Origin of the sequence: Streptomyces sp. TLI_146, assembly GCF_002846415.1 — a bacterium.
Taxonomy (GTDB): Bacteria; Actinomycetota; Actinomycetes; order Streptomycetales; family Streptomycetaceae; genus Streptomyces.
This window is the reverse complement of sequence record NZ_PJMX01000001.1, coordinates 4,300,783-4,314,230: the sequence shown is the minus strand read 5'-3', so window position 1 is coordinate 4,314,230 and position 13,448 is coordinate 4,300,783. Positions and strand designations below refer to the sequence as shown.

Sequence of the window (13,448 nt, the reverse complement as noted above, 5' to 3'; positions counted from 1 at the left end):
TCAGATTACAGACCTGACGACCAGTCAGGAACCGTCGTGCGGGCAAAGGCTCACCGAAGGCTCCGGGACGTGCGGAGGTCCGGCCGAGTACGTTTCCCGTACCCGCCCGGGGGGCGGCTACCCGTCACCATTGCGCCAACTACGGCGTACGCGGGCGGTGCGGATGGGGCGCACCCGGCCGGAGGTGAGGCCCGCTTCAGGAGCGCGAGACCGCCTTGGCGATCTTCTCGGCGTCGATGGCCAGCTCGCGGAACATGCCGCTGATGGGGTTGGTGAACCCGGTGAAGTAGAGGCCCGGGGCGGTGGGCGCGGTGCGGCCGCCGTGGACGGTGGGACGGCCCCGCCCGTCGAGCACGCCCAGCTCGCCGACCAGCCCCTCCAGCGCCCGCCGGTAGCCGGTGGCCGCCACGACGACCTCGGGGGAGATGTGGCTGCCGTCGGCCAGTACGACCTTGGCGCCCTCGAACGACTCGACCGCCGCGACCGGCTCCACCCGCCCCGACTGCACGGCCGCGATCAGACCCACGTCCTGTACGGGGATGGCGCCTTCCCGCACGCGCGTGTAGAGGCCGGTCTCCGGCCGGGGCAGCCCCTTGTCGGAGAGGTCGGGCACGCTGAGCCGCGCCACCGCCCCCGCCGCCCGGTCCACCAGCGGCACCGGCAGCCGCCGCACCAGGATGCCGGAGGCCTGGGCGGGCCAGCCGGCGGTCGAGCGGCGCAGGATGTGCGGCGCGGTACGCACGGCGAGCCGCACCCGCCCGGCCCCGCCGTCGGCCAGGTCGACGGCGATCTCGGCCCCGGTGTTCCCGCTGCCGACCACGAGGACGTCCTTGCCCGCGTACGGGGCGGGGTTCCGGTACTGCCCGGCGTGCAGCAGGGTGCCGGTGTACGCGTCAGCGCCGGGCCACTGCGGCACATACGGCGTGTGGTTGTACCCCGTCGCCACCACGACCGCCCGCCCGGTCAGCCGCCGCCCGCCGGTGGCGTGCAGCAGCCAGCCGCCCGCGTCGGCGCGCTCGACGGTCGAGACCTCCACCCCGGTGACGATCTCCAGCTCATGCACCTGGGCGTACTTCTCCAGGTACCGCACGACATCGGCCCGCGCCACCCACCGCCCGAACGAACGGGGCATCTTGAGCCCCGGCAGCGCGGACAGCCGCCGGGTGGTGTGCAGCCGCAGCCGGTCGTAGTGGTGCCGCCAGGAGTCCCCGACGGCGTCGGCCTTCTCCAGCACGACCGCCCGCACACCCCGCCCGCGCAGCGCGGCGGCGACGGCGAGCCCGCCGGGGCCGGCGCCGATGACGTAGACAGGGCGGGTGGGGTCGTTGGTAGCCATGGGAACCGAGCGTAACGACGCTGCCACTTGATGGGTCTCGGTCAAGACCTGAATCGGTTACGAATCGATCACGCTCCGGAGTGTGCGCGGGCGGGTGGGGTGGACCCCTTGCGGGGATGGAGGGGCATCAGCTGAACTGACGTACCGTCAGGAGTAGTTGGGTCGGTCGACAGGGAGCTGCGGATGAGGGACACGATCTGGCTCAGCAGGGCCGAGGGGCCGGTCGATCGCACGATCGGGTGGTTGCGATGACGGATGCCGCGACCCCGGAGATCGACGCCTTCACGCGCCCGTACTGGGACGCGGCCGCCGAGGGCCACCTCCTGATCCGCCGCTGCGGGGTGTGCGGCCGGGCCCACCACTACCCGCGCGAGTTCTGCCCGTACTGCTGGAGCGAGGACGTGACCTGGGAACGGGCGAGCGGCCGGGCCACGCTCTACACCTGGTCGGTGATCCACCGCAACGACCTGCCCCCGTTCGGCGCGCGGGTCCCGTACACGGCGGCGGTGGTGGACCTGGCGGAGGGGCCACGGATGATGACGGAGGTGGTGGGCTGCGGGGAGGCGGAGCTGAGGATCGGGATGGAGCTGGTGGTGGGGTTCCGGGAGGGGGCGGTGGCGGTGCCGGTGTTCCGGGCGTCGTTTGCCCCCACCCCGCCCCTTCCCGATGCTCCGGACTGAGTGTTCTGGAGGTCGACCTGGACGTGTCCGCGATCAAGGTCGGCCCCTTCGACCGTCCGCAGCTCGGTGCGTGGCTTGGGGTGTCCATCCCGGGCGTCATCGTCAAGGACACAGCCCGCGGAAGGTTCGGAAAGGTCATCGCGTGGGACGGCGACGCGCGCACGGTCACGCTGGTACCGCCGGACGGCGGGGAACCCTGGGAGACCGACGCGTTCCGCCCAGAGGGGCAGCGATGACCACCCCCGAGCGCACCTGTTGCGCCTGCTCATTCTCGTGAGACGTGACAGTCGGGCGGGTTCACCAGGAACATCGTCAACGGAGGTTCTGAGATGACTGGTTGGTGGATGACCATGGCCGATGGCGGCAACCCGCAGGACGACAGTGACAGCGGGAACAAGCACGGCGGGGGCGGGTCCGACGAGGGCGGCAACACGAACGACGGCCAGAACCCGGCGGACGGCAAGTAACAGTGTCTGAGCACGAACTCAAGGAGGCGGGTCCCAAGCGGCTCGCCTCCGCGCTCTTGGAGTCGGGCGCGCTCACAAACGATTGGCTCCCCGCCTTTGAGGCGGTACCGCGACACCTGTTCGTGCCCGAGGTCATCTGGCCGGGCCGGGCGGGCATGAACCGTCAGGACGACCGCGTGATTCGGGACGAGCAACCCGAATTGTGGTGGGAGGCTGTCTACCGGGACGCGCCCATCACGACCCAATGGGATGACGGCGCGTACCTCGGAACGGGCAAGGGCAAGTCGCCTACGTCGTCCAACTCCATGCCCACGATGGTGTTTTCGATGCTGGACGCGCTCGGCGTCGAGGACGGGAACACGGTCCTTGAGATCGGCACCGGTACCGGATGGAACGCTGCTCTGCTGTCCCATCGGTTGGGCGCTGAGAACGTCGTCACGGTCGAGGTGGACGAGGCCGGCGCAGAGGACGCGCGTACTCGCCTGAACCTCGCTGGTCTGCGTCCGCTGGTGCACGTCGGTGATGGCGCGGAGGGCTACCCGGAGCGGGCCCCCTATGACCGACTGATCGCTACGTGCTCCATCGGCAGCGTGCCTCCGGCATGGCGGGAGCAGGTGAAGCCGGACGGAGTGATCGTGACCCCGTGGGGGCCGACGTACGGCGGGGAGGCGGTAGCGCGTCTCACGGTCGCTGAGGACGGCTCAGCGTCCGGCCCGTTCGTGGGCTCGTCGGCGTTCATGCGCATGCGCGCTCAGAGGATCCAGCGTGTGCACGTTCGCGAGTACCTGGGCGGGCGGAAGTGGCCGGCGGACGGCGTGAGGTCCATGACGGCGCTGTCCCCGGACGATGTGGGCGACTGGCTCGTCATGTTCGCGATCGGGGTGCAGGTGCCCGAAGCGTTCCCGTGGGCTGAGACCTACGACGACGGCTGTTACACACTGTGGCTGCGGGACACAGCCGTCACGTCGTGGGCCACGGCTGACTACGTGCCGGGGCGGGATGAGTTCGAGGTCTACCAGTCTGGGCCCCGGAACCTCTGGGATGAAGTGGTGATCGCGTACCGCTGGTGGGAGGAACAAGGCCGCCCCGGTTTCGAGCGCTTCGGGCTCGCCGTGGACAGTAACGGCGAACGTGTCTGGCTCGACTCGCCCGACAACCTGGTTTCTGCCTAGGAGCAGCGACACGAGCCCCGTTCGTCCCAGCATTCCTCCCTGGGGACGTAAGGGGCTACGCGTCGCCCAAGTGCTCAGAGGCCATGGTCTCAAGCTACGCCCGCGCCTCGACCGGAAGCGCGGGAAGGGCTTCACGACCCCCTACGGCCACAACAACTCCCGCACCCATCCAGCCCCCTCCCGCCGATACCGCAGCCGGACATGTCGCCGCCGGGCATCCCCCTGGAAGAACTCGACCTCCACGGGGTCCAGGACGTACAACGTCCAGCTGGGGACGGGGGCGTTCGGTGAAGCCGTCGCCTGGGTCCAGGCGCTCTCCGACGCCGCCGCGAGCTCGTCCAGGGAGCGCAGCACCTCGCTCTGGCGCCCCACCAGCGCCGCCGCCAGCGCGCCCGTCGAACGGGCATGCAGATCGGCCTGGCTGGCCTCCGTCCCGGCCGGGGTCACCGAACCCCGCACCCGCACCTGCCGCCCCACGGCAGGCCAGTAGAACCCGAGCGCCGCGGCGGGGCGGGCCGCCAGCTGCCGTCCCTTCGCGCTGCCGGAGTGCGACCCGAACGTGAACCCGTCCGCGTCGGCCCCGTGCAGCATCAACGTCCGTACGTCGGGCCGCCCTTCCCCGTCCACCGTCGCGAGCGACATCGTGTGCGGCTCGGTCTGCCCGGCGCGGCCCGCGTGCATCAGCCACTCCTGGAAGAGCGGCAGGGGCTCGTCGGGCGCGACCTCCACGTCGAACCGCGGCAGCTCGACGTCCCAGACGCGCAGGGTGTGCAGGTACTCCTGGAATTCCATGGGCCGATTGTCACCCGTGGGCCTCAGTCGCCCCGCGCGAGCCACTCCTCCCGCGACAGGGCGTACTCGACGTCCCCGTGCTCGTCGCCCTCGACGGAGTAGGGCCACTCCTCGAAGTACGTACGGACGTACGTGAGCCCGCACCGCTCCATCACGCGCCGGGAGCGGTCGTTCACATACATCGTGTTGGCGGTGATGCGCGTGTAGCCCAGCTCCCCGAACCCCTTCTGGATGAGCGCGAGCGCGCCCTCGCGCGCGTACCCCTTGCCCCAGGCCGGCTTCCGCAGCCGGTACCCGAGGTCCGCGTGGTCCGGCGGGGCGTCGAGGCCGGGGCGCAGGCAGTGCCACCCGATGAACTCGCCCGTGTCACGCAGATGCGTCGCCCAGAATCCCGCGTCCCCGGGCAGCATCCGCCCGAACGATCCGGCCCGGATCTCGTCCCGGGTCATGGGGCGGCCGCCGGTGAGGTACCGCATGACCTCGGGGTCGCTGTCGAGCTCGACGACGAGGTCGAGGTCGGCCTCGGTGTCGGTGAAGGGGCGGAGGACGAGGCGGTCGGTGGTGAGGAAGGGGAGTGGGGTGGTCATGGGGGCGATTGTCGGGGGTGGGGACGCGGGGAGCCACTGAATTAGAGGCTCTGCTTGGCTCGAAGCGCACCATGAACGAAGGGTGGCGATCCCGCGCCCCCTGGGGCGTGCGGGGCTCACCCGCGCCCCAGGACGAGCGTTCCCGACGAGCAGAACCAGCCGCCCGTGCCCGAGGCGACGGCGAGCTCGGGGAGGCTGCCGTCGGGCCTGCGGACCTGACCCCCGCCCGCCTCCCCGCGCAGCTGTCGTACGGCCTCCACGAGGAGGAAGAGCCCCCGCATGCCGGGGTGGCAGGCGGAGAGCCCGCCGCCGTCGGTGTTGACGGGCAGCGCGCCGTCCCTCAGCAGCCGCCCCTTCTCGACGAACGCGCCCCCCTCCCCCTTCGCGCAGAACCCGAGGTCTTCGAGGGTCACGAGGGTCATGTACGTGAAGGCGTCGTAGATCTCCGCGAGGTCGATGTCGTACGGTCCCACTCCGGCCCGTTCGAAGGCGAGCCGGCCCGAGACGGCGGCCGGGGAGACGGTGAAGTCGTCCCACTCGGACATCGTGGTGTGGGAGACGGCCATGCCCGAACCCAGCACCCAGACAGGGGCCTTGGCCGTGTCGCGTACGTACTCCTCCGCCGCGAGCAGCACCGCGCACCCCCCGTCCGAGCGGATGCAGCAGTGCAGCTTGGTGAACGGGTCCGCGATCATCGGTCCGGACAGGACGTCGTCGACGGTGATCGGGTCGCGGAACATCGCGTCGGGGTTGGTCGCGGCGTTGGCGCGCGCCTGGACGGCGATCTCGGCCAGCTGCTCGACGGTGGTGCCGTACTGGTGCATATGGCGGCGCGCGGCCATCGCGTACTTCGAAATCAAGGTATGTCCATAAGGAACTTCGAATTGCAGGGGTCCGCGCCCGCCGAACGATAGATTCGATGTCCTTCGCCCGGCTTTGATGTCGGCGCGTGCGGTTGAGCCGTAGACGAGGAGTACGGCGTTGGCGTGCCCGGCGGCGATGGCGTCCACGGCGTGCGCGGCCATCACCTCCCAGGTGGCGCCGCCGACGCCGGTCGAGTCCACCCAGGTCGGCTTCAGCCCCAGGTACTCGGCGACTTCGACCGGCGCGAGCGTGCCGAGCCCCGCCGACCCGAACCCGTCGACGACACCCCTGTCCAGCCCGGAGTCCGCGAGTGCTCTGCGGGCGGCTTGGGCGTGCAGGGCGTACGGGGTGGCGTCGTCGACTCGGCCGGTGTCGGAGAGGGCGGTGCCGACTATGGCGACGGGGCGGGGGTGTGGGCGGGCGCGCGTGTGGGCTGCTGCCATGAATCTGACGGTACATCAGATTCCTGCCTCTGGGACGCCCTTCCCGAAAGCCCTTGGCGGCTCAACCGAGATGGGGCCGGTCCCGGTGCTCCAGGTAGTGCGCGAGCCGTAGCCGCTGCGTGTGGTGCATGGGCAGCGCCGCGAAGTCACCGGGTGAGACGTAGCGCAGCTCCGTCGACTCGTCCGACATGGCGAGCTTCCCGCCGACCACGCGTGCCGTGAAGACGACGGCGAACTGCCGGCGAACCTCTCCGTCGCTGTACGCGATGATGTGCCGCGGGTCCGTGTACGTGCCGACCAGCCCCGTGATCTCCACGTCCAGGCCCGTCTCTTCCTTGACCTCCCGGACAGCCGTGCCGGGCAGTGATTCCCCCATGTCCATGGCTCCACCGGGAAGTGCCCACAAGTCGTTGTCCCGGCGGCGCTGGAGGAGGACGCGCCCCCCGTCGTCAGTGACGACGGCAGAGGCGGCAACGACCAGGCTGTTGGGCTTCGGCGCGTTCGGGTCGTCGTAGTACTCGGTCCGTGCCATGCGGTCACCCTTCCATGGGTCGGACGGCCCGTCTTCCATGTGGCGTTGAGGCTCTCTGTGACAGGCGTCGAACTTGACGCAGGCCGGACGGGGCGACCTCGGGAAGGGGAGGGGTGGGTCGAAGGAAACTGATGTACCGTCAGATTCGCCGCGTCGACCCCGCCCCCCCGGGAGGAAAGCCGCTCATGGACCCCCACCTCACCCCGGAGCAGCACGAGATCCGCCGCACCCTCCGCACCCTCCTCGCCAAGCGCTGCGGCCCCGACGAGGTAAAGGCCGCCGTCCGCACCCCGGCGGGATACGACCCCACCCTGTGGCGGCAGCTCGCCAAGGAGCTGGGCCTCCCGGGGCTCGCCATCCCCGAGGCGTACGGCGGCGTCGGCTGCGGGGACACCGAGCTCGCCCTCGCCGCCGAGGAGACCGGCCGCGCCCTCCTCCCGTCCCCCCTCCTCGCCACCGCCGCCCTCGCCGCCCCCCTCCTCCTCGCCCTCGGCACCGAGCCGCAGAAGCGCACGTACCTCCCCCGCTCGCACGCGGCGAGCTCACCGCGACCCTCGCCGTCCCGGGCCCCGTCCTCGCGCTCGCCCTCGGCCTGACCGGCGACAACGCCGACGGCTCGTGGGCGGGCGGCGGTCGCGCCGGGGGCATCCAGGCCCGGCAGGTCGACAGCACATGGCGGCTGTACGGCGAGGCCGCCCAGGTCCTCGACGCCCACCGCGCCGACCTCCTCCTCGTCCCCGCCCACACCGGCGGCTTCACCCGCGGCCGCGTCCGGCTCTTCCTCGTACGAGCGGACGCCGCCGGGCTGCGTCGCACCCGGCACACGACCCTCGACGAGACCCGGGTCCAAGGCGGTATCCAACTCAGGGACGTGGAAGGCGAGGTGATCGGAGAGGGTGTCGGCGAACCGCTCGCCGCCGTCGGCCGCACCGCCGCCACCACGCTCGCCGCCGAAGCCGTCGGCGCCGCCGCGCACGTGCTGGAGCGGACCGTCGCGTACGTGAAGGAGCGCGAGCAGTTCGGGCGCCCCATCGGGTCCTTCCAGGCGGTCAAGCACCGCCTCGCGGACCGGTACGTACAGGTGCAGGCGGCCCGTTCCGCCGCCTACTACGCGGCCTGCGACCCGGACGCCGGGGGCTCGCGCTCGCGCAGGCGCTGGAGGCGCTGCGGGGCGCCGCCGCCGAGGCGATCCAGTTGCACGGAGGCCTCGGGTTCACCTGGGAGCACGACGCGCACCTGTACTTCAAGCGGGCCGCGGCCGACGAGCTGCTCTTCGGGCCCGTGGCGGCGCTGAGGGCCCGCGCCGCCGAGCGGGCCGGGCTGTTCCGGGGGCGTACGACGGGCACGCGCGCGTGGGCGGCCACCCGGTGAGCGGGGCCTCGCGCGGCGTACGGCTCGTCCAGAGGGTGTCGTCCACGCGCGCGTTCGCGAAAGTGGCCCCCCATGTCGTCCCCGCCCTGGACCGGGCCGTCCACCGGCTCACCCGGGGCCGGGTGCTGCCCAGTGCGCGGATGCTGCCGGGGGTCGTGCTCACCGCGCGCGGGGCCAGGTCGGGGCTCGCGCGGCGGACTCCGCTCGCCTGTATGCCGGAGGACGCCGGGACCTGGCTGCTCGTCGGCTCCAACTTCGGCCGTCCCGGCCATCCCGCCTGGACCGGCAACCTGCTGGCCCACCCGGACGCCGAGATCAGCTGGAAGGGGCAGGACGTGCCGGTACGCGCCCGGCTACTCGCGGGGGAGGAGCGGGCGGCGGCCTGGCGGGCGGCGCTGGCGTTCTGGCCGCCGTACGCCGCGTACCAGGCCCGCGTAGAGCGCGAGATACGGCTCTTCCGGCTGGAGCGGCGGGAGGCGGAGGTGCCGGGGCGCGGGAACGCCGACGGGGCTCACCTGGGTGAACCACCGTCGGCGTGACAGGACTTGAGGGCGCGCGCCCCGGCGATCGCGGCGTCGGCGCGAGGTGGCCGACCCGTACGTTCCCCGCGCCGCGCCTACTTCGTCGGCTTCTTGCCCGTGATGCCCAGATGGACGAGCAGCGCCAGGTTCGGCTTCAGCTCGGCCTGCTTGACGCCCCAGGTCTGGAAGCCCTTCTGGTGCGAGGCGACCGCCGCCAGCATCGCGACGATCGAACCCGCCATCGCCGCCGGACTGACGTCCTTGTCGACCTTGCCCTTGGACTGGAGCTCCTTGACCGCGTCCGTAAGGGAGTTGTTCACGGAGTTGAGGATCTTCATGCGGATCTTGTAGAACCGCTTGTCGCCCTCGGCCGCGCCCAGGTCCACCACGCGGAGGATCGCGTCGTTCTTGCGCCAGAAGTCGAGGAATCCCTCGACCAGTTCCTCCGCCGTCTGCCAGCCGGCCTTGCCGACCCAGGAGCGGCCCTCGACGAGGGCGGTCAACGCCGCGCCCTCCTTGGCCATTTCCTCCGCGATCTCCAGGACGGCGCCCTCGACATCGGGGAAGTACTGGTAGAAGGTCGCGGGTGAAGTGCCCGCCTTCCGGGCCACGTCGATGACTTTTACATCCCGGTACGGCGAGGAGCTGAGCATCTCGCTGAGGCAGTCGAGCAGCTTCTGCCGCGTCGCCTGGCCGCGTCGGCCGGCCACGCGGCCGTCGACGGTGCGTACTTGTCCTGTCATGCCGTCAGCTTACCGAGGGGTGATCGGAGCGCGATTCGGCCGACTGCAAATGGGGGCCGGGGGTTGACGGAGGCCGGGAGCGCGCCCCGGCGCGGTGCCTCGCGCCGCCACGCGCCCGCGCCGTCCCGGGCCCGGCATCGAGCGCCCGTCCGCCACTCGAATGGTGTTATCAACAGCCTGTGGACACGCTCTGTGGACAACCCGTGCGGGAAAAGGGCGCGGTCGCCTACAGTGGGGGCAAAGCAGAGTATTTGTTCGATTTGCGTCACTGCGGGGTGCGGGCGGGGCCGTTAGCTTCACGGCGAACAGCTTCACGGCGAAGAGCTCACCGTGCGGCGGCACCCGCGCGGGGCCACCCCAGGAAGGAACCAGGCGCATGGGCGGATTTCCGGAAGGCGCGCCGTGCTGGGCCGACGTGACGCTGCCCGACCTCGCGGCGGGCAAGCGGTTCTACGGCGCGCTGATGGGCTGGACCTTCGACGACGACGCCGAGGAGAGGTACGGGTACTACACCAACGCCTTCAGCGGCGGGAAGCGTGTCGCCGCCCTCGTCCCCAAGCGGGACGGCCGGATGCCCACCGCCTGGGGCGTCTACTTCGCGACTCCGGACGCCTCGGGCCTCGCCGTGCGGATCAGGGCGGCGGGCGGCCAGCTGGTGAGGGACCCGGTCGAGGTTCCTCCGTACGGGACGATGGCGGTCGCCGCCGACCCCGGCGGCGCGGTCTTCGGCCTCTGGCAGGCCGCCGGGCACACCGGCTTCGAGAAGAGCGGCGAGCCGGGCTCCTTCTGCTGGACCGAGGTGTACACGAGGGACACGGCCCAGGCCGACCGCTTCTACGAGGCGGTCTTCGGCTTCGAGGGCCGCGACCTGGACGGCACGGACGACGACTTCCGTATGTGGTCGCCCGCGGGCTCCGAGCCCGGCCCCGACACCGCCTTCGGCGGCCGCGGCCTGATGGGGGACGCCTTCCCGGCCGAGATGCCCGACCACTTCCTGGTGTACTTCGCGGTCGGCGACTGCGACGCCACGGCCGCGACCTGCGCCGATCTGGGCGGCCGGGTCACCACCGGACCGTTCGACATGGCCCACGGGCGGATGGCGGTCCTCAGCGACGACCAGGGGGCGAGCTTCGCGATCCTCCAGAAGGAGTGAGCCACCGCTCCGGGAGGAACGGGCGGGGGATGTCCGGATCGGGGTGAGACATCCCGATCCGTACTCGGGTTGGCCTCCGGGCGCCTCCGGCAGGAAGAATCGGGGTGCCGCGTGAGACGCTGCACGGGGCCTTGTTGCGACGCGTTGATACTTAGGGCCCGTACGGGGAGGTGGCAGGCAAGTGGAGCAGCTGACGCAGCACGACCCGAGGCGGATCGGCCCCTTCGAGGTGCTGGGACGGCTCGGTGCCGGCGGCATGGGGCTGGTCTATCTGGCGCGCTCGGCGTCCGGCCGCCGCGTGGCGATCAAGACGGTGCGCACGGAACTCGCCGAGGACCAGTTGTTCCGGGTCCGCTTCACCCGCGAGGTGGAGGCGGCCCGGGCCGTCAGCGGCTTCTACACGGCGGCCGTGGTCGACGCCGACCCGCGCGCGGCGGTGCCGTGGCTGGCCACCGCGTACGTACCGGCGCCCTCGCTGGAAGAAATAGTGAACGAGTGCGGGCCGCTCCCGGCCCAGGCGGTGCGCTGGCTCGCGGCCGGCATCGCCGAGGCGCTGCAGTCCATCCACGGGGCGGGCCTGGTCCACCGCGACCTCAAGCCGTCCAACGTCCTGGTGGTCGAGGACGGCCCCCGGGTGATCGACTTCGGTATCGCGTCCGGCGTCTCCAACACGCGTCTGACCATGACGAACGTGGCCGTGGGCACACCCGCGTACATGTCGCCCGAGCAGGCGAAGGACTCGCGCAGCGTGACCGGCGCGAGCGATGTGTTCTCGCTCGGCTCGACGCTGGTCTTCGCGGCGACCGGCCACGCGCCCTTCCATGGCGCCAACCCGGTCGAGACCGTCTTCATGCTGCTGCGCGAGGGCCCGGACGTCACCGGGCTGCCGGACGAGCTGCGGCCGCTCATCGAGTCCTGTATGCAGATGGAGGCCGGGCTGCGGCCCTCGCCCGAGGACCTCCAGGCGCAGCTCGCCCCGCACCTCTTCGGCGGCTCGGACGACAGCGGCACCGCCTCGGCGTGGCTGCCCGACCGCTCGGTGGCGATGATCGAGCAGCGCCGGGGCGGCGGCCGGGCCAAGCCCGTCGTCCAGCCCGTGGACCCCTCGCCGCCGCCGCGCCCGCCCTACCAGCCGCCGCAGCGGCCGCACCCCTCGCTGCCCGAGGCCGTGCCGGACGGGCCCGTCCGGCTGGCCGGGGCGAAGGTGCCGATCGGCCCCGGGCCCCGGGTCATGGACGGGGCGCGCGCGGTGGCCGAGGCGAGCCCCGCCACGGGGTGGGTCAGGTTCCCGGCCGGCGCCGCCCTGGGCAGACCGGACCGGCCCCCGGCCAACGGGGCGCCGGCGGCGGCCCCGCCCGTCCCGGCCCCTTCCGCCGAGCCGCCCGGCCGCTGGCGTCCCTGGCGCTTCCGTATGTCGAACGATGTGTGGGGCACCCCGGCCGTCGCGGGCGACCTGCTCTACGTCACCTCCTTCGAGGTGCACGCGCTGGACGTGGGATCCGGCCGGCGCCAGTTCAAGACGCGGGACGTGGCGTGGGCGATGGCCGTGGAGGCGGGCCGGATCCACGCCTCCGACGGCCCCACGCTGTACGCGCTGGACGCGACGGACGGCCGCGAGCTGTGGCGGCTGCCGACCGACGCCTGGGTCTACGCCCTCAAGGCGGACCGGGGCACCATCGTCACCGCGACCCGGGGCGGCGGGGTGCAGGCCTGGGAGGCCGCGAACGGCGAGAAGCTGTGGGAGATCACCGGCGCCCAGAGCGACTTCGAGACCCCCGAGGCCGGGCCGGTGATCCACGAGGGCACGGTGTACGTGTGGCAGGACGCGCGGCTGCGCGCCCTCGACGCGCGGACCGGCGCCGAGCGCTGGTCGTACCCGGTGGGCGACGCGGCGTCGTGCGGCGGCGTCCCGGTCCGCCTGGCCCCGGCGCCGGACGGGTATGTGTACGTCTCGGCGGGCACCCGCGTCCTCTCGGTCGACATCGCCAGCGGCCACGTCCGCTGGCACTTCGAGGCCCCGGCGGTCTTCCTCTGCCCGCCGACCTTCGCGCCGGGCCCGGCGGTCGCGGGCGGCGGGGTATACCTGGCGGACTATCTCGGCACGGTGTACGCGCTGGACGCGGCCACCGGCAAGGACCGCTGGCGCATCGCGACCGAGTCCCGCCAGTCCATCGAGCCGGTCCTGGTGGCGGACGGCAACATCCACGTGGGCAGCGGCAACGCGCTGTACACGCTGGACGCGGTCACCTCCACCCCCAAGTGGCGGTTCGCGGCGGGCGCGGAGGTGGTGGGCACACCGGTGGTGGCCGACGGCCGCATCCACTTCGGCTCGGCCGACCACTGCCTGTACACGCTGGACGCGGCGGGCGGCCAGCTCCGCTGGAAGCTGGCCACGGGCGGCGAGATCACGGGCTCGCCGGTGGCCCGCAACGGCGTGGTGTACGCGTGCAGCAAGGACCGCTGCGTGTACGCGCTGGACGCGGTGAAGGGGACGGCGACGTCGGGGGCCCATCGATAGCCCTGGCGGCGGGCTGGCTGTGGCCGGTCGCGTCCCCGGGCGGGAAACCCACCCCGGGACGGCCGTCGTACCCGGCACGGAAGGGGCTGGAACGGCGGCCGCCGTTCACGAGCGGGGGAGACGGGTCCGGGCACAAGCACAGCGGACCGGAGTCACCCCGGCTCTCGCTCACGACGCTACCCCCCACCCCGCCCCGCTGCCAGCGGGCGGCCGGGGCGGCTGTGGCAGTACCACGTGGACCCCGAGGAGATCATGTGGCCGGCACCGGA

13 protein-coding genes and 1 pseudogene are annotated in these 13,448 nt (G+C 72.2%); 8 read left to right on the top strand and 6 right to left on the bottom strand.

The features are described from left to right. Positions 1 to 196 precede the first annotated feature (196 nt). Positions 197 to 1,336, bottom strand: a complete 1,140-nt coding sequence (locus BX283_RS19265; RefSeq protein WP_101388810.1) for an NAD(P)/FAD-dependent oxidoreductase — start codon at positions 1,334 to 1,336, stop codon at positions 197 to 199. Positions 1,337 to 1,584: 248 nt separating this feature from the next. On the opposite strand from BX283_RS19265, the gene BX283_RS19260 reads away from it, so the two are divergent. From BX283_RS19260 to BX283_RS19250, 4 genes are all read left to right on the top strand, one after another. Next, positions 1,585 to 2,016, top strand: a complete 432-nt coding sequence (locus tag BX283_RS19260) for a Zn-ribbon domain-containing OB-fold protein (RefSeq protein ID WP_101388809.1) — start codon at positions 1,585 to 1,587, stop codon at positions 2,014 to 2,016. Between the two features lie 23 nt (positions 2,017 to 2,039). Then, positions 2,040 to 2,252: a hypothetical protein gene (locus tag BX283_RS19255; protein WP_101388808.1), complete on the top strand. Its 213-nt coding sequence runs from the start codon at positions 2,040 to 2,042 to the stop codon at positions 2,250 to 2,252. 93 nt (positions 2,253 to 2,345) lie between these two features. Beyond that, positions 2,346 to 2,483, top strand: a complete 138-nt coding sequence (locus BX283_RS40660; RefSeq protein WP_180356956.1) for a hypothetical protein — start codon at positions 2,346 to 2,348, stop codon at positions 2,481 to 2,483. Between the two features lie 2 nt (positions 2,484 to 2,485). Beyond that, positions 2,486 to 3,655, top strand: coding sequence for a methyltransferase domain-containing protein (locus tag BX283_RS19250; RefSeq protein WP_180357197.1), 1,170 nt, complete (start codon positions 2,486 to 2,488; stop codon positions 3,653 to 3,655). A gap of 141 nt (positions 3,656 to 3,796) precedes the next feature. Here BX283_RS19250 and BX283_RS19245 read toward each other — a convergent pair whose 3' ends face one another. From BX283_RS19245 to BX283_RS19230, 4 genes are all read right to left on the bottom strand, one after another. Beyond that, on the bottom strand, positions 3,797 to 4,447 hold the full coding sequence (locus tag BX283_RS19245) for a pyridoxal 5'-phosphate synthase (RefSeq protein WP_101388807.1): 651 nt from the start codon (positions 4,445 to 4,447) through the stop codon (positions 3,797 to 3,799). Positions 4,448 to 4,470: 23 nt separating this feature from the next. Next, positions 4,471 to 5,034, bottom strand: a complete 564-nt coding sequence (locus BX283_RS19240; RefSeq protein WP_101388806.1) for a GNAT family N-acetyltransferase — start codon at positions 5,032 to 5,034, stop codon at positions 4,471 to 4,473. A 116-nt stretch (positions 5,035 to 5,150) separates the two neighbouring features. Beyond that, the gene (locus BX283_RS19235) at positions 5,151 to 6,341 is read right to left on the bottom strand and encodes an acetyl-CoA acetyltransferase (protein ID WP_101388805.1); all 1,191 of its coding nucleotides are present in this window, start codon (positions 6,339 to 6,341) and stop codon (positions 5,151 to 5,153) included. Positions 6,342 to 6,402: 61 nt separating this feature from the next. Then, positions 6,403 to 6,873, bottom strand: a complete 471-nt coding sequence (locus BX283_RS19230) for an NUDIX domain-containing protein (RefSeq protein WP_101388804.1) — start codon at positions 6,871 to 6,873, stop codon at positions 6,403 to 6,405. Positions 6,874 to 7,058: 185 nt separating this feature from the next. Between BX283_RS19230 and BX283_RS19225 the strand changes: the two are divergent. Further along, positions 7,059 to 8,244 (top strand): annotated as a pseudogene (locus BX283_RS19225) (acyl-CoA dehydrogenase family protein). A 35-nt stretch (positions 8,245 to 8,279) separates the two neighbouring features. Further along, a complete protein-coding gene (locus tag BX283_RS19220) occupies positions 8,280 to 8,783 on the top strand; it encodes a nitroreductase family deazaflavin-dependent oxidoreductase (RefSeq protein WP_257583134.1) in 504 nt (167 codons plus the stop codon). 77 nt (positions 8,784 to 8,860) lie between these two features. On the opposite strand, the gene BX283_RS19215 is transcribed toward BX283_RS19220, so the two are convergent. Continuing rightward, the gene (locus tag BX283_RS19215; protein ID WP_101388803.1) at positions 8,861 to 9,508 is read right to left on the bottom strand and encodes a TetR family transcriptional regulator; all 648 of its coding nucleotides are present in this window, start codon (positions 9,506 to 9,508) and stop codon (positions 8,861 to 8,863) included. 376 nt (positions 9,509 to 9,884) lie between these two features. On the opposite strand from BX283_RS19215, the gene BX283_RS19210 reads away from it, so the two are divergent. Both BX283_RS19210 and BX283_RS19205 read left to right on the top strand, forming a co-directional pair. Further along, the gene (locus tag BX283_RS19210; protein WP_101388802.1) at positions 9,885 to 10,661 is read left to right on the top strand and encodes a VOC family protein; all 777 of its coding nucleotides are present in this window, start codon (positions 9,885 to 9,887) and stop codon (positions 10,659 to 10,661) included. 181 nt (positions 10,662 to 10,842) lie between these two features. Beyond that, positions 10,843 to 13,179 (top strand): PQQ-binding-like beta-propeller repeat protein, encoded by a 2,337-nt coding sequence (locus tag BX283_RS19205; protein ID WP_101388801.1) that lies wholly within the window; start codon positions 10,843 to 10,845, stop codon positions 13,177 to 13,179. Positions 13,180 to 13,448 lie beyond the last annotated feature (269 nt).